The following is a 20,976-nucleotide window of genomic DNA, read 5'->3' as shown; positions in this document are numbered from 1 at the left end:
GATGCAAACTGTTTGGTCTATTTCCAGTCGTGGCATTGCAATCTCTGCACTCGCGTTCTCTTTGGCTGCCTGCCAAAGTATGCGCGGGCCAGAGCCTGTTGTGAGCACAAATACTCCTGAAAGCTACGCGTCTTATGGTAATGCTTCTGGAAAATCAATTGCTGAACAAGGTTATAAAGACTTTTTTGCTGACCAACGTTTATTACAGGTCATTGATTTGGCTCTTGCTAATAACCGCGATTTACGTACTGCTGCATTGAATATCCAAAAAGCTCAACAGCAATATCAAATCTCAGAAAACAATCAATTGCCAACAATCGGAGCAAGCGGTAGTGCTGTGCGCCAAGTCAGCCCTTCTCGTGATCCGAATAATCCTTATTCAACTTATCAAGTTGGTTTAGGTCTCACCTCTTATGAGCTTGATTTCTGGGGACGCGTACGCAGCTTAAAAGATGCTGCATTAGACAGTTATCTAGCAACTCAAAGTTCACGTGATGCAACGCAAATCAGTTTAATCAGCCAAGTCACTCAAGCTTGGTTGAATTATTCATTTGCTAGTGCACAACTCAAACTTGCAGAGCAAACCCTCAAAGCACAGCAAGAGTCATTTAACTTGAACAAAAAGCGTTTCGATGTCGGAATTGATAGTGAAATTCCTGTGCGTCAAGCGCAAATTTCAGTTGAAACTGCACGTAATGACGTTGCTAACTACAAAACACAAATTGCTCAAGCGCAGAACTTGTTAAACTTGCTTGTTGGTCAGCCTGTTCCTCAGAACTTGCTGCCTCAACAACAAGTAACTCGCATTACCCAGCAAAATGCGTTAAGTGCAGGCTTACCAAGTGATTTGTTAAATAACCGTCCAGACGTGAAAGCTGCCGAATATCAACTGAGTGCTGCTGGTGCAAATATTGGTGCAGCAAAAGCACAATTATTCCCAACCATTAGTTTGACTGGTTCGGCAGGTTATGCATCAACTGACTTGAGTGATTTATTCAAGTCTGGAAATGCGTTATGGTCTATTGGACCAAGTATTAACATGCCAATCTTCGATTGGGGTACACGCAAAGCGAATGTGAAGATTTCTGAAACGGATCAAAAAATTGCACTTGCTAACTATGAAAAGTCAGTACAGTCGGCTTTCCGTGAAGTGAATGATGCACTTGCAACGCGTGCCAATATTGGTGATCGTTTAACAGCTCAACGTCGTTTAGTTGAAGCGACAAATACGACTTATAAACTTTCTAATGCTCGCTTCCGTGCAGGTATTGATAGTTACTTAACTGTATTAGATGCGCAACGTTCAGCATATTCGGCTGAGCAAGGTTTATTGTTGTTACAACAAGCGAACTTAAATAACCAAGTGGAACTCTATAAAACGCTTGGTGGTGGTTTAAAAGCCAATACAAGTGAAACTGTAAATCCACAACCGTCTAGCGCACAAATTCACGCCGCTCAATAATTTTGATTATTTTCGGTTTAAAAGCTCACTTCGGTGAGCTTTTTTATTGCAACACATGCAAATTTTTCTTATCTTCAAAGATAGCATATCAATGATTTAGACAAATACTATGTTATTAAGCAGTTTAGAATCTATGCCTGGGCACACTATTTTACGTCAGTTAGATGTTGTTTATGGCAGCACCGTTCGTAGTAAACACGTTGGTCGTGACCTAATGGCTGGTTTGAAAAACATCGTGGGTGGTGAACTGACAGGTTATACAGAATTACTTGAAGAATCTCGTCAAGAAGCAACTCAACGTATGATTGATAAAGCGCGAAGTTTGGGTGCGAATGCTGTTGTCGGAATCCGCTTCTCGACTTCAAATATCGCTCAAGGTGCATCTGAACTCTTTGTCTATGGAACAGCTGTCGTAGTCCAGCCGATCACACCAAAACTTCCTGATCCATTTAGTGCTTAGGTATGTCTATGAGTGGATTAATTTTTCAGGTTATTCTTTTCTTGATTCTGTTTTCAGTCGGATGGGGATTTGGTCGTCATATCGAACAAAAACATTTACGTGAACTAGATGAAAAAGAAAAAAAATTTGCCCATATTCGAATTGATACCAATCGATTTATTGAAACATCAGCAAAGGGGCAATTGGTGAGTAGCAATGTTGTCATCTCACATGATTACTTTAAATACGTACTTGCCAATATTCAAAACTTTTTCGGTGGTCGCCTGACCAGTTATGAAAGTGTGGTTGAACGTGCACGGCGTGAAGCCATGCTCCGCCTCAAGCAAGAAGCAGATCGAATAGGCGCAAATCATATTATGGGAGTTCGTCTCAGCACCACAGAATTAGGTATGCAAGGTGGTATGGTTGAAGTATTTGCTTATGGCACGGCTATTTTAAATGAGTAAAAGGGAGCAAAAACTCCTTTTACTTCACTTTGGTTTTACGAATCATTTTATACAACAGGCTTGGCGACAAACGGGACACCAATACACCCAGTTGCTCTTTCTTCCCACCGACAACCACATATTCCTCACCTGCCATCAAAGCCTCAACCACACGCTGGGCGAATACATCGGCATCCAAACCATTTTCAATGGCTTCATCTTGATGCCCTTGTGGTTTGCCCTCACCATTTAAAGCATTAAATGAAACATTGGTTTTAACAAAACCAGGAAAAACCACTGAAACTGCTATTCCCTCTTTGGCGACTTCCGCACGTAAGCTATTGGCCCACATGTGAATTGCAGCCTTAGCCGCAGAATAAGTCGCGCGATATTGGGTTCCCAAAAGACCCGCCACACTCGAAATAAACACCACCCGACCTGATTTTTGTTTGCGCAAAGTGGGTAATACGGTTTTGGTAAAGAACACTTGGGAGAAATAATCCACTTCCATGATGGCACGTTCAGTGTGCATACTCGTTTCTTCAATCAACGCACGCTGACTCAAGCCTGCATTATTAATCAGCCAATCAATACGTCCTTTGGTTGCGAGAACTCGTTCATGTGCATGGCGAACTTGAGCTTCATCGGTAATATCAGCAGCGATTGAAAGATGCTGTTCAGGCTTAAGTAAACCCACTCGAACCGATTCCAACTCATCATAACGACGTGAAGTCAGTACAACTTGAGCACCTTGTAAAGCGCACTCTCGTGCCAAAGCTTTACCTAAGCCCGAAGATGCACCTGTAATCCATACGACTTTATTTTCAAGACTTTTAAGTTTCGCCATGTCATATATCTCCTTTATTTATGCAGGGTGACGCATAAATTTAAGAAAGTGATCTACATAAGTTGCCGCAGCTTGTTGATCAAGTTGAGTACCTAATTTTTCTAAACGCTTATACCCTAAATGTGTCGTCATATTAATGACGCCATTTAAGGTTTTATCGACTACAAAATTAAATTTTAGGCTCTTTTTCGGCTCACGAATTAAATGATTGACACCTACATCAATCACTTCTGTGAGCAACTTCAGTGAATTGGCAATTTCCCGACTTTCCCCTTCAGCTAATTTTTGACTCGAAGCTTTAACCTGTTGAGTCAACTCTTGCTCAATCGGATAAGTCATATATACCGACTCATCTTCAACTCGAATTGTTTTAGATAAATCTTCAACCAATGGAACTAGACGATCATTCCCAAAGAATGACACTGACCATGGCATATATTTTCGGATTGCTTCTAAAATCTGCTGAATCACTTTTTCAGATTCACCTGTGAGTGAATGATGTTGATTGTCTTGCAATAGCACCATAAAAACTTGTTCTATCACTTCACATGCAATTTCAGATAAAACTGCCCCCAATGCATTTGCTTGGCTTTCTTTACTACCCTGTAAGAGCTGCGTACGGATATGAGCAAATCGCGCGTATGTATCGGCATGAATATTTAAAAAAACGGCAGTATTCATTCTAATCACCCTATTCTAGATTCCATAAAATAAGGGCTTATTCAATAAGCCCTTATTCATCCTTAGATTCTGTTTTTCTTTCATTTTTGGCTTTTCAAATGCTGAATTTACCACATTCTATTCACGATCAACATGCATAAATGCCAAAAATGGTTGACCGTGTGTTGCTTCATTAATTTTTAATAGAATTGAATAACTCATCGTAACCGTCCTTTTTTAAGTTTTAATATTTTTATATCGTTGTTTTATGCTTAAACATTTTTAATTGCGTGATGTAACACACATAAATCTAACTTTTTCAAGAAAAAAACCAACTGTTTTCATCGACTTTTTTTGATGAAAATATTCATCATTTTTTTGCTACAATAGATCTAATTTTTTATTCAATTTTAATCTTCTGTACTATGACTGACGCTCAATCTGCTCAAAATATTGCAACTACTTACGATCCAACCGAGATCGAAAAGAAATGGTATCAAATCTGGGAACAACAAGGTTATTTCAAACCCTCAGGTCAAGGTGAATCATTCTGTATCATGATTCCACCACCAAACGTCACGGGCAGCTTGCACATGGGTCATGGTTTTAACAATGCCATCATGGATGCCTTGACCCGCTACAACCGTATGTCAGGTAAAAATACCTTGTGGCAACCAGGTACTGACCATGCAGGTATTGCAACACAAATGGTCGTAGAACGTCAGCTTGGCGCACAAAACATCAGCCGTCATGACTTAGGTCGTGAAAAGTTCATTGAAAAGATTTGGGAATGGAAAGAACAATCTGGTGGTACGATTACTCGTCAGATCCGCCGTTTAGGTTCTTCAGTGGATTGGTCGCGCGAACGCTTCACCATGGATGAAGGTTTATCCAATGCAGTCAAAGAAGTGTTCGTTAAACTGCACGAAGATGGCTTGATTTACCGTGGTAAACGTCTCGTAAACTGGGATCCTAAATTACAAACTGCCCTTTCTGATCTTGAAGTTGAGTCAGACAAAGAAGAAGCAGGCTCATTGTGGCACTTCAAATACTTCTTTGAAGACAAATCGCTTCGTACACACGATGGTAAAGATCACATTGTTGTCGCTACGACTCGTCCTGAAACATTGTTAGGTGATACTGCCGTTGCTGTTGCACTTGATGATGAGCGTTATTCACACCTTGTTGGTCAGAACATTATCCTGCCAATTACGGGTCGTGCTGTTCCAATCGTGAAAGATGAATATGTAGATAAAGAATTCGGTACAGGCTGTGTAAAAATCACCCCTGCACATGACTTTAACGACTATGAAGTCGGTAAGCGTTGTGAATTGCCGATTATCAACATCTTTAACAAAAATGCGGAAGTATTGGCTGAGTTTGAATACATCGCCAAAGCAGGTGAGCAAATTTCTAAAACCATCGCTGCACCAGCAGACTACATTGGTTTAGAGCGTTTTGCTGCGCGTAAAAAACTGGTTGAACAAGCTGAAGCGGAAGGCTGGTTAGATCAAATCCAACCTTATTCGCTTAAACCACCTCGCGGTGACCGTTCAGGTGTGATCGTTGAGCCATTATTGACGGATCAATGGTATGTCAAAATTGCACCGCTTGCTGAGCCAGCGATTAAAGCAGTGAAAGATGGTGACATCAAATTTGTACCTGAGCAGTACAGCAACATGTACATGGCATGGATGAACAACATTCAAGACTGGTGTATCTCTCGTCAACTTTGGTGGGGTCATCGTATTCCCGCTTGGTACGATGCTGAAGGTAATGTATTCGTTGGTCGTAACGAAGCTGAAGTACGTACCAACAACAACATCCCTGCCGATGTTGCACTCAGCCAAGATGAAGATGTACTGGATACATGGTTCTCTTCTGCGCTGTGGACGTTCTCGACCTTAGATTGGACGGGCGATGCCAAGAAAGATGCGGAAAACTATTTCCTCAATACCTTCCACCCAACTGATGTGTTGGTGACGGGTTTTGACATTATCTTCTTCTGGGTTGCGCGCATGATCATGATGACCATGCACTTCATGAAGAATGAAGATGGCACGCCACAAGTTCCGTTCAAAACTGTGTATGTACATGGTTTAGTTCGTGATGGCGAAGGTCAGAAGATGTCTAAATCTAAGGGTAACGTACTTGACCCACTCGACTTGATTGACGGTGTAGATCTTGAAACCTTAGTACAAAAACGTACGACGGGTTTGATGAACCCGAAACAAGCAGCGAAGATTGAAAAATTAACCCGTAAAGAATTCCCAGAAGGTATTCAAGCGTATGGTACAGATGCCGTTCGTTTCACTTTCTGTGCGCTTGCCAACACAGGTCGTGACATCAAGTTCGACATGAAGCGTGTTGAAGGTTACCGTAACTTCTGTAACAAGATTTGGAACGCAACCCGTTTCGTATTGATGAATGTTGAAGGTCAAACCGTGGGGCAAACTGCACGTCCTGATCTTTGGGAATTGCCTGAACAGTGGATCATCAGCCGTTTACAAAAAGCGGAAGCTGCAGTTCAACAAGCCTTTGCAACCTACCGTTTAGACTTGGCTGCTCAAGCGATTTACGACTTCATCTGGAATGAATACTGCGACTGGTATGTTGAACTCACCAAGCCTGTATTGAACGATGCTGAAGTATCTGAAGAGCGCAAAGCTGAAGTTCGTCGTGTGTTATTGGCTGTGATGGAAGCGTCTTTACGTTTAGCTCACCCGATTATGCCGTACTTGACTGAAGAAATTTGGCAAACGCTTGCGCCAATGCTCGGTATTGAAGGCAAAACTATTATGACTGCGGCATATCCTGTGCCTGCTCAAGAGAAAATCAATGAGCAAGCTGAAGCAGACATGCAGTGGTTACAAGGTTTGATTGGTGCGGTACGTAACATCCGTGGTGAAATGGGCTTAGGTAATGCACGTTTATTACCAGTGTTGCTTCAAAATACGACTGAAGCGGAAAAAGCACAGATCACACGTATTGAAGCCTTGTTTAAAGCTTTAGCGAAAGTAGAAAGCATTACGTTCTTGGCTGATGCTGAGCAACCACCATTGTCTTCTTCTTCTGTTGTGGGTCATGTGTCTGTATTTGTACCTATGAAAGGCTTGATTGATCCTAAAGCTGAATTAGGTCGCCTACAAAAAGACTTAGACAAAGTACAAAAGCAGCATGACCAAATTGCGACTAAGCTTGGTAATGAAGGTTTTGTGGCGAAAGCACCAGCGGCTGTAGTTGAGGGTGAAAAAGTGAAATTGGCTGAGTTTGCTGACCAATTAGCGAAGATTAAAGCGAATATGGAGCAAATTGCAGCCCTTTAATGTGTTGATAATTTAACCTAATTTGTAGTATAAAGGGCTGATTATTCAGCCCTTTATTAATTTTTTATGAATTTCATAGATACTATTTCTTTTCATAGCAAAACAATACCAATTAACGGAAGACATTTAGTAATTACCGGTAAGAATGGCGCAGGTAAAACAAGATTTCTTAATACATTAGTAAAAGAATTAGAAAATAATAAGGATACCGAATTATACACTCGAAATATTTTACGGGAACAAATATCTGAATTACTAAAAAAAGGAATTAATAATTATCCTGTTTCACTAGGTTTAAAGACTCAAGAAATTAAGGAAATAAATAAATTTAGAAATTCGTATACATCTGAAAATAGTTACAAATCACAACTAATAAGTATTACAAAATTAATTAACCAAAAACATGTACTTTTTGATAGAAAAAAGAGAGCTTATTTCCTTAAAACAGACCATCAAACTCAATATGAACATTTAATTATCGAAAACCCAAATTCTAATTTAGAAGAATATTACTACTACAACCATCCACACCATATTGATAATTTCCGCAACTCTTTGATTGAATTAACGCAAACTTATTTAGAAACAAGTAAAGAGTTGGAAATACTCCCTTATGATCATTCAAAAAATATATATCACTTCGAATCATCTAGAGTTAAATCTGATCAATTTACCTTAAAAGTATTTCAAAGTTTTGAAACTTTTAAAGAAAACCAACAAAAAAAAGATGTTGAACAAGCATTGGAAGCTTTTTTAATTGATCAAAAAATGGCTTTTAATACCTTAATACAATTTAGAACACTACAAAATTATCCATCAAAACCTTTTGGCGCACGTATATTCGATACAAACGAAATAGAAAGGTGGTTTTTAAAAGTTGAAAATGATCTCCAATCAATTTTAGAGAATCCAACTATAGAGCTTTCGTTTACAAAAAATGGAGATGAAGTTTTAATTATCCAAAAAGATAAAAACATATCTTTCACTTTTGATTCGCTTTCTTCAGGTTTCAAGGCTGTTTTTAATATCTATGCAAACCTACTGGTACGCGCACAATTTCAAAATATTTCACCTGAAGAATTATGTGGTATAGCTATTATTGACGAAATAGACGTTCATCTTCATATATCTCTACAAAAGAAAGTTTTACCTTTTCTGATAAAAGCATTTCCTAAAGTCCAATTTATTGTAAGTACCCACTCACCCTTTGTAATTACATCTACTGATAATGACACTGTAGTTTATGATATTTCAAGTGGCGAGTTTTTTGAAGATGATTTAAGTCATTATTCTTATGAAGCAGTAATTAAAGGTTTATTCCATGTTAACCCCCAATCTGATCACTTAAAAACAGAAATTCAAACTATTTCCACTATTTTAAATAGTGATCCTAATAATTATGAAAAACTTAGAGAAACTCTAAAAAATATCACTCCATATGCTAAACAACTTGACGTGGAGTCAAAATCTTTTTATTTCAAAGCATTAAATCATTTATTAGACAATCAAGAGTTAGGAGAACTTGATGTTTAAAGTAATTCGATCAGCGAAACCAAAAGAATGGACGAATTCTGATTACACAGATCCAGCAGTAGTCAAACAATTGAAACTAGATTTCTTATCTAAATGTTATTTATGTGAACAAACAGATTTCGGTAATGTAAATGTGGAGCATTTTTTACCCCATCTCAACAAAAGTGAAGAATTAAGAATAGATTGGAATAATCTTTATTACTCATGCTCTCACTGTAACGGAATTAAAGGTTCAAGGCACAAAGAATTACTTGATTGCTGTAACGAAAATCATAATGTGGATGTTGCTATTGCTTTACAAGCCCCAAGCGTACCTAATGGAAAAATTGTACTCACTAATACTTTAAACAATGACTCAGATTTATATGAATTAACAAATAAAACCATAGCTTTATTAGAGCAATGCTACAACAATGCGAATAGTGGCAATCAACAAGTGAGTCATGAGTATCTAAAAGAAAAAATTTTAGAAGAACATGCCTATTTACAAAGTTTACGTTTTCAATTAAAAAATGGATGGAATCGACTTAGACAGCAACAAAAAGCAGATCTAATTGAAAATATTACTAATATGCTTCAACAGAATTATCCATTTTCTGCATTTTGGAAAACCTATGTTCGAAATGATCCCTTTTTATCTGAAATTTTAAAATAAGCACAAACCGTCTTTCCCTCCTTGTACTATAAGGTTAGAGAAAGACTCTTTTAAAAATCAAAGCACCCCATGCCCCAACAGCATCTCTACTCCACTCACCTTTTTCATGTGCTTTAGACGCTCTTTTTCCCACTTCAATTGCTGCTTTAACTCAGCACAGTCCGCATCTATGGCTTTATATACATCACCAATATGCACATGCTCAGTCTTTACTTTTTTCACCAACTGAAAAGAATCTAAAATCTCCTCGATTTGACTTTCAAGCTGCTGACTCTGTGCATCCAATGCCAGTTTATAAAACTTCACTTGTTCCGCAGATAACTCTTTAACTCCTACACCGTTATTCTGTTCAAGCTGTAACTGGAGTTTCAACAAATAAAATAAATCCTGCTGCTCATACGCCTGACTTGCTTGCTGAAACAATTCAGTTTTTTCTGCTTTCTTCGACTCATCATGTTCACGGTCAGGATGAATCATCGCAGCGATCTTTAAATATACTGTTTTGAGTGACTGTGCTGCCATCTGCTCAGCTTGCTCACGTTTCTGCTGTTGCCTCAGTTGCTTGGCTTGTTCCCGTGCATGTTGTTGCTCAGCCACATACTGCTCAAAGTCATCTTGTTCTAATGCTGCATCCTGCTCAAAATTTTCATCAGATTCAAACTTGGCTGACTGTAGTTTTTTATTCTTTTTAACCGATTGCTGTGCATGTTGCTGATAAAAAGTATCAATCTGCTTCACTAGCTTTAGCTGTTCGTCTTTCAACATTTTAGAACGCTTTAACATTTGTGCAAGTTGGGCAGTTTTTTCATCGAGTTGCTGCATATCCGCTTTGGAAAACTCATGGCTATGTAACATATTCCAAAGTTGTTCTAACTGCTGAAATAATATTTCATGGAGTTCGCTATACACGGGTAAAAGTTTCTGCCGAGTATGTTGCTGAATTTCAGCTTGGGCATTTTGCCATGTGGCAAGGCTAATTTTTTGCTGTTCAATTTTATCAATCAGGCGATTCAGCTTTTTCTGCTGCGCAGACGGCTCAGCCCTTTGTTGTAAACTAACTTTGAGATCAAAGGACATGCTCATTCACCTAAAAATTTTAAAAACCCTAGCAATAATCAAATATTAAAAGTAGTGCGTTGCCAAAGCTATTTAGATCAACTTTTTAATCCACTATAGCAGTCAAGAAATCACTCGATTACGTCCTTGCTGCTTCGCAATATACAAATTTTTATCTGCACGACGAATCGCATCATTCATATCAGTATCATCTAACAGGACTACACTTACACCAATACTTAAACTGATGGCGTGATTTACAATAATTTGTTCTTGTTCAATCGTAGATCGGATTTTCTCTGCCAATACCGCAGCCCCGTCCAATGACGTGACAGGCAACAAAGCAATAAACTCTTCGCCACCTAAGCGTGCAACGAAATCAGTAATCCGTAAAGCAGTTGGAAGAATTTCTGCAACACGCTGCAATACCTGATCACCTGTTTCATGTCCAAAGGTATCATTCACCTTTTTAAAGAAATCGATATCCATTAATAGCACTGCATAAGTCTGTTGTGTACGCGACATTTGACTAAATAGATAGGATAAATAATCATTGAAAGCACGGCGATTATGTAAACCTGTAAGTGCATCATAACGCGCAATATGAGCTAACTCGACATTGGCAACTTGTAGTTCGTGCGTACGTTCTGCAACTTTTTGCTCAAGTGTGGCATTGGCATCTTGAAGTTGATGCTTCTGAGTAAGCAAGGTATCGGTCATGCTTTGCAACGACTGAGATAAGCCCCGAATCTCACGAATACTGGTCTGTGCTTCAAATTGAATATCTTCTTGCCCTTTTTCCACGGCATGCGCTGAATCTGCTAATAATTCAATCGGACGGCTAAACTTATTCGCCAATTTATAAGTAAGTAGCAACAGCAATAATGACAAAATAAAGCCCAGAGCTAATATTTTATGTTGCAGTGATTTCACTTCTGCTAAAGCAATCGAAATAGGCTGACGAATAATCACGTGCCAACCTAAATTGCTCTTAGTTTGCGAAAGCACAGGGACATCTGTAGTTAAATACTGTTGTTTTTCATTCCAATTATGCAAAAAATAATGTCCACGATTTGCCTGAAATGCAGGAGGCTGGACTTGTCCAATGCTTTTAAATGGATATAGAATTTCACCATGCTGATTGATAATAAATACCTCAATACCGCGTTGTGCAGCATTTTCCGATAATGAACTACTTAATACATGGCTCGCCCAACTCCAATCTGCATGTGCAGCCAAAACGCCTTTAATTTTCTGTGTCGATGGATCATAAATTGGCGTAGCGAAATCAATAAAACGTAATGGTTCATTAGGATTAATCGCTTTAATTTTCTTGGCCAGTAAAACAGCTTTATGTACATCGCCTAGATAGACTTGATTTACACCATGAATAAACCACGGGCGTTTTGAAACATCTGCCCCTTCTAGTAAATGATTAGCTGCAACGACCACTTGCCCCTGAGTATTGGCGATTCCTAACCAAGCATAATATTTATAAGACTTTTTGACTTGCTCAAGTTGTTGTTGTACTCGCGGGTTATGAAAATCAGCTTCAGCAAAAAATGGAGATTGGCTTAATAACACCATTTCTCGCTCACGTTCTGTAAGCGAGTTTGCCAAGGTATTGCTGATACTTTTCGCTGCAATATATAAGGTCTGACCGCTGGTTTGACTCATTTGCGCCGAAGCAGTCTTACCAATATATAAAGTAATACATAGTCCAAACATAAAAGACATCCCTGCGAACAGGACCAGTAGTCGATTACGAAAGGAATCTATGCGAAATATATTCATTTGCATCCTAATAGCAAATCACTTTTTAAACTCAGCAATATATCAAAGATCTTTTATGAATTATTAAGTCAAAGTAACGAATGTAGTTGGAAAAATACTGAATCCGATGAAAATAGACTCAAGTTCTATTACTCAAGCTTAAGCTGTAATTTTCGGTTGCAATAACGTATTCATATTTAAGAATTTAATTCTCAAAGTATAATAAATGGTGCTATTTTTAAGAAAAATGCACCACTTTTCACCAAAATTACAATTTACTTTCTAAATTGGTGCGTTTTTTGCTTTGTATTTTTTATCAAATTGAGTTGTTCAACGACAGCTTAAGTTTTTAGATTTACTAAATCTATTTTGGTGCAAAAAACGAATCAAATGTTTGCATCGAAATTAAATTTAGCACTTTTTTTGAGCACCACTATGCAAAACGTAGATCTATTTTTCTTACTGCTTGGTGCAGTACTCGTATTGGCAATGCATGCAGGTTTTGCATTTCTTGAGCTTGGTACAGTCCGCCACAAAAACCAAGTCAATGCGCTCAGTAAAATTCTGACCGATTTTGCGATTTCAGCAATCGCTTATTTCTTTGTCGGTTACTGGATTGCATACGGACAAAACTTTTTCCATGCAGGAAGCACTTTAGCGGCTGACCATGGGTATAACCTAATGCGTTGCTTTTTCTTACTCACCTTCGCAGCAGCGATTCCAGCAATTATTTCTGGCGGCATCGCAGAACGCGCCAAAATGCGTTCACAAGCAATCGCCACTTTAATTCTGATTGCTTTAATCTATCCTTTCTTCGAAGGCATGATTTGGAATGGTAACTACGGCTTTCAAAAATGGTTAGAAAGCTCTTTTGGTGCGAGCTTTCATGACTTTGCAGGTTCAGTCGTTGTGCATGCAATGGGTGGCTGGATTGCATTAGCCGCAGTGATCTTACTTGGCGCGCGTCATGGTCGTTATAAGCATGATGGTCGTGTGAGTGCACATCCACCTTCATCGATTCCATTCCTTGCTTTAGGCTCTTGGATTTTAATTGTTGGTTGGTTTGGCTTTAATGTCATGAGCGCACAACGCGTTGATGCTATTTCAGGATTAGTTGCGATTAACTCTCTTATGGCAATGGTTGGTGGTACATTGTCAGCAAACTTCATGGGTAAAGGTGACCCTGGTTTCTTACATAATGGCCCTCTCGCAGGTTTGGTCGCAATCTGTGCAGGCTCTGATATTGTGCACCCAATTGGTGCACTTGTAATTGGTGGTGCTGCGGGTGCTTTGTTTGTGTATTTATTCACTTATACACAAAATAAACTTAAAGTAGATGATGTTTTGGGTGTATGGCCTTTACATGGTGTATGTGGTGCATTTGGTGGGATTGCGGCAGGCATATTTGGTCTACAAGCATTAGGTGGTTTAGGAGGTGTCTCTATCATTTCTCAAATCATTGGAACAGTTTTAGGCATTGTGATTGCGCTTGCTGGTGGTTTCACCGTTTATGGCATATTGAAAGTTACAATGGGGATTCGCCTTTCTCAAGAAGATGAATATCGTGGTGCGGATCTTTCAATTCATAAAATTTCAGCAAATTCAGAAGAATCAATGTTTTAAAAAGAATTTTTTAAAGCGGCTATTCAGCCGCTTTTTTTATGAACATTTTAAGAGACAATTAAGTTTCAAATTATTAAATAACAAAACTATCATTCTGCCGAATTGCATGCTCTATGATTTTAAAAACACGTTTTTTCTTAATCGCAAGTTTCTTATTATTTGTGAGCTTTTTTATCCTCTTATTCGTGTTTCCAGTCGGTGGAGCTATAGATCTATATCTGATTCAACCATGGGTAGGAACTTTTGGCGATTTTGCTTTGAAAGGCGATTGGTATCTTGCAAAGCTCAATCATACTTATGTCAAAAAAGTTTTAACTATTGTCTATGTAAGCTTTTTCCTACTGTGGATCGCTTCTTTTAAAATAGAAAAATTCAAAGCGAAACGTTGGCAGTATGGCTATATGTTTTGGGTCAGTATGCTATGTACATGCATTATTGGTCTAATGAAAGCACAAGCTGCTCATGCTTGCCCATGGGATATGACCCATAAGACTGTCACAGGTTTTATTTGGGATTTTTCAGCAACCGCTGGACATTGTTTTCCAGGTGGTCATGCAAGTACAGGTTTTGGCTTAGTTACAGGCTATTTTCTTTATCGCCTCGATCAGCGTAAAAGAGCTTGGTTTTATTTATTTGCAGGTGTATTACTTGGCTTGGCAATGGGCTGGGCACAAATGATGCGTGGTGCACATTTCCTCAGTCATAATTTATGGACAGCTTGGATTTGCTTTGCTATCAATATTGTGATTTATATGATCACCTATAAACGTCATTTAGCTCATGCAGCGGCTAATTCTTTAACGCAAATGAGTCCTGATATGATAAAGTGATGCCCTACTCGCATGGCTTCATGCATGATTATGATATTCACTTAGGTACTGTTTGCTGCTGATGGATGACTTTCAAAATTTCTTAGAAACTACTTTAACTAAGCAACAATCTTCCATTCAAGCCTATGATCTAGGTTCTCAAAAAGTATGGTTAAAGAAAGCATCTGAACGTCACGGTTTATGGCTGTACACCCCATTGAAGTGGTTAGCAAAAATATTTAATTTAGGTGCAATTACTCCTGTTCCAAATCAAGGGGGTTCTGCTGCAATTCAATGTGAATACCATCGGATTCAAACACTCAAATCTTTAGGTGTTTCTACATCGAATGTCCTTGCAGTTTCAAAAAAAGGAATTTTGCTTGAAGACATCGGATCACAACATCAAAGTAGCGTCTCACAACTAGATCAAGCATTGGCTTGTCAAAAAGATATTCATTCAAAATCATTATTATTTAGCCAAGCAATTCAAGCTATTCAGTATATTCATTCTAAACAAGGCTATTTAAGCGAAGCATTCGCTCGCAACATTCTCGTCGATCAAAATAACCGATTTAGTTTTATTGATTTTGAAACTGACCCGCATGAAGTCCTGAGTCTACATGATTGTTTTGTTCGTGACTGGTTGCTATTTATTTTTTCTACAGCCTATCATTTCGAATTTGAACAATTATCCGATGCTAGTCAAATTCTTTATCAAGCCCTCCTTGCTGAACCGCAAGTTTATAGTGATGTATGCAAAGTTGGGAAACGCTTAAAATGGGTTCTGAATTTTAAGATTAGCAAAGTGGGTAATGATGGCAAACGGATTCAGAAATGTGTATTGTTTTTACGTTGCTTAAAAGAGCATTCTGAAACAATCAGTTAACTCATTTGATAATTCAATCAATCAAATCAACGATAGCTAAACTTAAAGCTTTTTAGGTAAGCGAACCAGAACTGATAAACCACCTAAATCAAGACTTCGAGATAAAACTAGGCTTCCACCCAGTCGCTGCGTGGCTTTATCGACAATTGAAAGTCCTAGACCACTGCCCACTTCTAAATGATGGTGCACTCGATAAAAACGTTTTAGAACTTTATCGTATTGTTCAGCATCAATACCGACACCGCTATCTTCGATTTGAATACAAGCAAAATCGTCACTGTCACTGTAAACCGAAATATTAATAATACCTTGATCTGGCGTGTACTTAATCGCGTTATCAATCAGATTAAAAATAATTGAATGAACAGTTGATTCAAGACTTTGCATTTCAATCAAATCGTTACGTTCAAAACCTAAGTCAATTTCTTTTTGCATTGCAAGATTAACAAGCTGTTCAACACAATTGAGTGCGACATCATTCAAACGAAAGTGAGTATTTGGTTCGATTAAACTTAATCCAACATCTTGTTTTGCTAAAGCTAAAAGCTGCGTCACCAAATGCTGAATACGCGCCAAGCCTTTACTCAAATTTTGCAATGCTTCATGTTCAGGAAATTGACTAATCAGAATCTTGGTCTGTAAATTGAGTGCAGTGACGGGTGTTCGTAATTCATGTGCAGCATCTGCTATAAACTGCTTTTGTTCGGTTTGAGCATGTTGAATTCGTTCAAATAAATGATTCATCTCCTCAATAGTTGGGATCAACTCTTGAGGATAATCATTGCTATCAATGGGCGCTAAACCATCTGAATCACGTCGCCTTAATTCTGTTTTGAAATCGTCGAGAGGTTTTAAACTCAAACGAATGATAAAAGCTAAAACCAAAATCGCAAAAGGCAATAAAATAATATAGGGAACAAACATACTCCCTGCCAATTCCCAAGCAAATGATTGGCGAACATCTTCCTGCTGACTAACTTGTATTTGATAGTCCTTTAAAGGAATGACATAGACACGCCATTTACCTTGTGGCGTGTCTTGGCTATAAAAGCCCGCTTGTTTTACAGGGGGAATGAGTAAGTGTGTTTGATGCCATAAATGACTTTGATCTTTATAAGCCCAAATATCAACCAGCAAATCTTCTTCGTGATATGTGCGATGCAATTCAACTTTACTCACAACAGTTGTTAATGGCTGAGCAGTCGAACGCTCAGCCATATATTGCATTTGTGTATCAAGAATCTCATCAACTTCATGTAAAGCTGTTTTATAAGCTGTAAAAATTAATAAACATCCAAGCAGCAAACTAAAGACCGAGGTTCCCCAAATCAGTCTTTTTTTCAGTGAGTATTGCTTAGATATTTTCATAAATATTTATGATTGTCCTAGTCGGTAACCCAAACCACGGATAGTTCGAATAAAATCTTTACCTAGTTTTGCACGTAAGTGATGTACATAAACCTCTATGGTATTACTGGTCACCTCACTATCAAAATCATAAAGCTTATCTTCAAGATTTGCTTTGGAGAAGATTTTATTTGGATGGCTTACAAGCGGAATTAAAATTGCCCATTCACGGTTTGATAACTCAATCTGTTGTCCTTTGAAGGTCGCCAAATGCTGCTCGACATCAAGAACCAAATCACCATTTTTCAATAACTGCGATTGATTTTTAAGTTGTGCTGTTTCTGCATGACCTCGACGTAATAATGCATTAATTCGTGCCAATAATTCATCGAACTCATAAGGTTTAATTAGGTAATCATCCGCACCTTGATTCAATCCATCGACACGGTTTTGCAGTTGATCTCTGGCTGAAATGATTAATACTGGAAGTGCACTACGCTGACGGATTTGTCTCAATACCTGCATACCATCCATCATAGGCAAACCCAAATCAAGCAAAACCAAATCAAAATGATGCTTTGCTAATAAGGATAGCCCATCTACGCCATTATTGACCCACTCTACCTCGAATTGATGGTAGCGCAACAGAGTCAATGTTGACTCTGCAATCATAAAATCATCTTCGATCATCAAGATTTTGGTCATGACTTTATCTCACCTTATGGGTTAGAACATGTCGCTAACATGTCATTTTTAGGGTCAATCACCTTAGTTTTGACATCAAGTAAACTTAACATCGTTGGAAACAAATTGTCTTGACTCAATTCACTCTTATTTTGCTTCGCTAAACATTTCATTTGTTCTGGAGCTTGTTTTTTCCAAAGATCAGAGAACCACATAAACATTGGAACATGGGTTTGTTGAGTCGGGGCAATTGCATATGGCGCTCCATGTAAATACATGCCACTTTCACCTGTTGATTCACCGTGATCCGATAAATACCACAAGCCTGCTTTGTGCTGTGTTTGACCTTTTAACGTTTCAATCAATGAGTCCAAAACATAATCCGTATAAAGCAAGGTATTATCATAACTATTCACAAGTGAATCACGCGAACAACCTTGAATCGCATTGGTATCACAGGTTGGTTTAAAAACTTTAAATTCTGCTGGAATACGTTTGTAATAGGCTGGACCATGACTACCCATTTGATGTAGTACCACTAAGCGTGGACGCGTATCATCTTTAGGAATTGTTGCAAGATAAGCTTTCAGGCTATCAATTAAAATATCATCAAAACACTCTTCATCTTTACACCATTTCTTTTGAATTGGCTCTGGAATCTTAAATTGCTCAACTCGATCACAAGTTCCCTTACAACCAGAATTATTATCAATCCATGTCACCTGATAACCTGCACGTTTTGCAATATCCAGTAGACCTTCACGATGGCTTGCAAGTCGTTCATCATATTCTTTACGTGGCATACCTGAGAACATGCATGGTACGGAAACAGCTGTCGCTGTACCACAAGAACTCACTTGAGCAAAATTAATTAAATCCTGTTTCGCAAGCTTCGGATTGGTATTCTTAGCGTAACCATTCAAAGAAAAGTTTTCTGCACGTGCCGTCTCACCCACCACTAAAACCATCAATTTAGGTAAAGCAGCAACATTCGCTTTCTGCATTGAAGCATCTTCACCATAAGTCACTAACGGTAAATTTTCTTTAGGTGCTTTCTTCTTATAATATGAAGCAAATGAAGCAATCATATTTTGCGGTGAGATCATTCCCTTTAAATCACGGTGTTCACGGAATATCGCTGCAAAATCAACGTAAAAAACAAACAATAATCCACCAACCAAAGCCAATGAAACAATTGAAGCAATCACTTTTTTTACAATTTGACGCAGCATTGGTTCAGGCTTTAACTTCACCATCAAAATAGCAATGATGGGAAGTACTGTCATTCCTAATGTCCATACAACTAAATGCCAAGACCATGTATCACGTGCTTCAGCAACATCAGTTTGCATTAAATTTTGCACTTGTTCTGATGTAATTAAAACACCAAGCGTATTCACAGCATATGAAGCAAAGCCACCAATAAAAACTAAAACAATCGCTATTGGTTTTGCTGTCCATTTCCAGTTAAAAAGCTGAAAAATAAAATGATAAGCTGCAACAACGACTATAACGGATGCTGCGACAAACATTCCCGCTTTTATCCCAGTATAGGGCGTAAGCGATTGGATTTTTTCATAAAAAGCAAAGTTAAGAAAAATACCTAACCATATTGCAAGCAATAGATTAAATGCAAACAAGGATATCGATTTGGTCTTGAGTTTCTGTAGGAACATGATCTTCACAGTCTGAAAATAGATTTCTTAACTTGCTTAAGATAAGAATAAAAACTTAAAAATGACTTAAACTAAATAATTGAGAGTTAACAAAACAATGGATCTATATCTAGACATCAAAGTATATTTCAAAATAATTCATTTTAAAACAATGAATTCCATTTACTTTCCATCTAAAATTTATCTTAGTTTTATTATCGAAAATCATTTTATTCAGTTAAATGATTATATTACAACATAATAAAATAGAAATAAAAAAACACCCCCTAAGTCAGACTTAGGGGGTGTTTTTAGATACAAGATATTAGAATTTGAATTCTAATCCTAGGCCACCTACAGGTTGCTTGTCTTTTTTATCCGCTTGCTCAAGCGTTAAATAGCCAGCATAACCATAGGTTTTTACTTGCTTACTAAATGCGTAATCCGCACCTGCGATGACTTGCTTAGCTTTGAAGTCAGCACTGTTGTCTTTGAAACTGGTATCGTTTTGGCTGTACTGAGCTTTCACTGTCCAGTTTTTAGACTGTGGAATGTTATATTCAGCACCGACTAACCAACCTTGTGCATCATCAATATTTTTAGCTTTTGCAGCCCATTTAGTTGCATCACCCGCATCAGCATAAGAAGTTTCTTCAACTTCTGAACTTTGATAAAGTGCTTTAAGCGCTAAACCATCAATTGGATTTAATCGACCAATCGCACGAACTGTATTTGCAGCAGCAAACACTGATCCACCAGCAATTTCAGGATCAGATGCATTTAAAATACCTTTACCTAAGAACGTACTTGGGATCGCTTTGTCATAACCGAGACCCGCAACAAAAAGTGGGTTTTCATAAGTTACCGAAGCTGACCAAGCATCACCTAAGCCCTGACCTTCAACTTTGGCACCACCACTGCTTTGCTTAATCCCAGTCGCCTCACCTGTTGCCAGTAAAGCATTAAATTTAAATGCACCATCAAGAACTTTGACTGCAGGTGACTCATAGATCACTACATTATCAATACGGTTTTCGCCAGTAAAAATCCCTGTTACATCTGCTTTGTTAGCAACATAGTTGTTGAAGGTATCTACAACACTTGAGAGTTGCTTGACTGGTGTGTCATGTTTACCAATTTTAACTGTACCCAACTTGCTATCTTTTAAGCCAACAAAACGGTTACGTTGAGTCCAATCAGTGGTGTCGCCATCAGCACTTAAACCCCATTCTGCAGCATATACAGCGCTTAAACGATCAGTAAGTTTTTCATCGCCTTTAATCCCAATGAACGAACTATTTGAGCTAATTTCCCAAACATCTTTATTTCCAATCGTTGCATTTTTTTCTGGTAAATAATCAACACTGGCATCAATCTCACCATAGATTGTTGGTGCTGCAAATGTTGAAGTTGCGAGTAAACCAAGCACTGCTGCTGTTACAATTTTGATTTTCATTGTTTACGTCCTAGCTAAATTTGTAACAAATCCTACACATTAACTTTATATGACAAAACGATTAAAATCTTATTTATTTATTCTATTTTCGACTAAAGTTTAATTTTTACACACATCAACTACATATTATGAATTTTATAAAAAATTGTTTTTTTATTAATAAATTTCAATGAATTAAATAATACTATTAAAAACACTATTCTATAAGAAATACTTATACGCAATCACGAGACTTTGAGTTAAAACAATAAACTTTGCGAATGAAGCAATATAAAAACTATCCTTTATATTTCAAAATTAAGAAATATTAAAAGAAATT

The 20,976-nt window shown here is 37.9% G+C and carries 17 protein-coding genes; 9 read left to right on the top strand and 8 right to left on the bottom strand.

The genetic code is table 11. From position 1 onward, the window contains the following. The first annotated feature begins 1 nt into the window (after nt 1). From adeK to CDG56_RS00265, 3 genes are all read left to right on the top strand, one after another. The gene (adeK, locus tag CDG56_RS00275; protein ID WP_087546634.1) at nt 2-1,462 is read left to right on the top strand and encodes a multidrug efflux RND transporter AdeIJK outer membrane channel subunit AdeK; all 1,461 of its coding nucleotides are present in this window, start codon (nt 2-4) and stop codon (nt 1,460-1,462) included. Nucleotides 1,463-1,571: 109 nt separating this feature from the next. Beyond that, a complete protein-coding gene (locus CDG56_RS00270) occupies nt 1,572-1,922 on the top strand; it encodes a YbjQ family protein (RefSeq protein ID WP_005161831.1) in 351 nt (116 codons plus the stop codon). Between the two features lie 8 nt (nt 1,923-1,930). Continuing rightward, nucleotides 1,931-2,368 carry a YbjQ family protein gene (locus tag CDG56_RS00265; protein ID WP_087536966.1) on the top strand — a complete coding sequence of 146 codons (438 nt, stop codon included), beginning with the start codon at nt 1,931-1,933 and terminating at the stop codon, nt 2,366-2,368. Between the two features lie 19 nt (nt 2,369-2,387). Here CDG56_RS00265 and CDG56_RS00260 read toward each other — a convergent pair whose 3' ends face one another. Further along, the gene (locus CDG56_RS00260; protein ID WP_087546560.1) at nt 2,388-3,194 is read right to left on the bottom strand and encodes an SDR family NAD(P)-dependent oxidoreductase; all 807 of its coding nucleotides are present in this window, start codon (nt 3,192-3,194) and stop codon (nt 2,388-2,390) included. Between the two features lie 18 nt (nt 3,195-3,212). Beyond that, a complete protein-coding gene (locus tag CDG56_RS00255) occupies nt 3,213-3,875 on the bottom strand; it encodes a hypothetical protein (RefSeq protein ID WP_087546559.1) in 663 nt (220 codons plus the stop codon). Nucleotides 3,876-4,279: 404 nt separating this feature from the next. Here CDG56_RS00255 and CDG56_RS00250 point away from each other — a divergent pair, with 404 nt between their 5' ends. From CDG56_RS00250 to CDG56_RS00240, 3 genes are all read left to right on the top strand, one after another. Further along, nucleotides 4,280-7,180, top strand: a complete 2,901-nt coding sequence (locus CDG56_RS00250) for a valine--tRNA ligase (RefSeq protein WP_087546558.1) — start codon at nt 4,280-4,282, stop codon at nt 7,178-7,180. A 66-nt stretch (nt 7,181-7,246) separates the two neighbouring features. Continuing rightward, the gene (locus CDG56_RS00245; protein ID WP_087546557.1) at nt 7,247-8,713 is read left to right on the top strand and encodes an AAA family ATPase; all 1,467 of its coding nucleotides are present in this window, start codon (nt 7,247-7,249) and stop codon (nt 8,711-8,713) included. After that, nucleotides 8,706-9,368, top strand: a complete 663-nt coding sequence (locus CDG56_RS00240) for a hypothetical protein (RefSeq protein ID WP_087543287.1) — start codon at nt 8,706-8,708, stop codon at nt 9,366-9,368. Before CDG56_RS00245 ends, CDG56_RS00240 begins: the two co-directional genes overlap by 8 nt. Before the next feature lie 57 nt (nt 9,369-9,425). Here the strand turns inward: CDG56_RS00240 and CDG56_RS00235 are convergent, their stop codons facing one another. Both CDG56_RS00235 and CDG56_RS00230 read right to left on the bottom strand, forming a co-directional pair. Next, the gene (locus CDG56_RS00235) at nt 9,426-10,445 is read right to left on the bottom strand and encodes a molecular chaperone DnaJ (RefSeq protein ID WP_087546556.1); all 1,020 of its coding nucleotides are present in this window, start codon (nt 10,443-10,445) and stop codon (nt 9,426-9,428) included. Nucleotides 10,446-10,547: 102 nt separating this feature from the next. Next, on the bottom strand, nt 10,548-12,218 hold the full coding sequence (locus CDG56_RS00230; protein ID WP_087546555.1) for a sensor domain-containing diguanylate cyclase: 1,671 nt from the start codon (nt 12,216-12,218) through the stop codon (nt 10,548-10,550). A gap of 414 nt (nt 12,219-12,632) precedes the next feature. On the opposite strand from CDG56_RS00230, the gene CDG56_RS00225 reads away from it, so the two are divergent. The 3 genes from CDG56_RS00225 to CDG56_RS00215 all read left to right on the top strand — a co-directional run bounded on the left by CDG56_RS00225 (nt 12,633) and on the right by CDG56_RS00215 (nt 15,515). Continuing rightward, the gene (locus CDG56_RS00225) at nt 12,633-13,820 is read left to right on the top strand and encodes an ammonium transporter (RefSeq protein WP_087546633.1); all 1,188 of its coding nucleotides are present in this window, start codon (nt 12,633-12,635) and stop codon (nt 13,818-13,820) included. A 113-nt stretch (nt 13,821-13,933) separates the two neighbouring features. After that, the gene (locus CDG56_RS00220) at nt 13,934-14,650 is read left to right on the top strand and encodes a phosphatase PAP2 family protein (RefSeq protein ID WP_087546554.1); all 717 of its coding nucleotides are present in this window, start codon (nt 13,934-13,936) and stop codon (nt 14,648-14,650) included. Nucleotides 14,651-14,711: 61 nt separating this feature from the next. Continuing rightward, nucleotides 14,712-15,515, top strand: a complete 804-nt coding sequence (locus CDG56_RS00215; protein WP_087546553.1) for a serine/threonine protein kinase — start codon at nt 14,712-14,714, stop codon at nt 15,513-15,515. A 42-nt stretch (nt 15,516-15,557) separates the two neighbouring features. Here the strand turns inward: CDG56_RS00215 and CDG56_RS00210 are convergent, their stop codons facing one another. From CDG56_RS00210 to CDG56_RS00195, 4 genes are all read right to left on the bottom strand, one after another. Next, entirely contained in the window at nt 15,558-16,883 is a 1,326-nt protein-coding gene (locus tag CDG56_RS00210) for an ATP-binding protein (RefSeq protein WP_005161867.1), read from the bottom strand. A 6-nt stretch (nt 16,884-16,889) separates the two neighbouring features. Continuing rightward, nucleotides 16,890-17,567: a response regulator transcription factor gene (locus CDG56_RS00205; protein ID WP_087546552.1), complete on the bottom strand. Its 678-nt coding sequence runs from the start codon at nt 17,565-17,567 to the stop codon at nt 16,890-16,892. A 14-nt stretch (nt 17,568-17,581) separates the two neighbouring features. Continuing rightward, nucleotides 17,582-19,222, bottom strand: coding sequence for a phosphoethanolamine transferase (locus tag CDG56_RS00200; protein ID WP_087546551.1), 1,641 nt, complete (start codon nt 19,220-19,222; stop codon nt 17,582-17,584). 304 nt (nt 19,223-19,526) lie between these two features. After that, the gene (locus tag CDG56_RS00195) at nt 19,527-20,657 is read right to left on the bottom strand and encodes a porin (RefSeq protein ID WP_087546550.1); all 1,131 of its coding nucleotides are present in this window, start codon (nt 20,655-20,657) and stop codon (nt 19,527-19,529) included. Nucleotides 20,658-20,976: the final 319 nt, after the last annotated feature.

Origin of the sequence: Acinetobacter sp. WCHA39, assembly GCF_002165385.1 — a bacterium.
In the GTDB taxonomy this organism is placed as follows: Bacteria; Pseudomonadota; Gammaproteobacteria; order Pseudomonadales; family Moraxellaceae; genus Acinetobacter.
The sequence above is the reverse complement of the archived record's forward strand: the minus strand, read 5'-3'. Positions and strand labels throughout refer to the sequence as shown.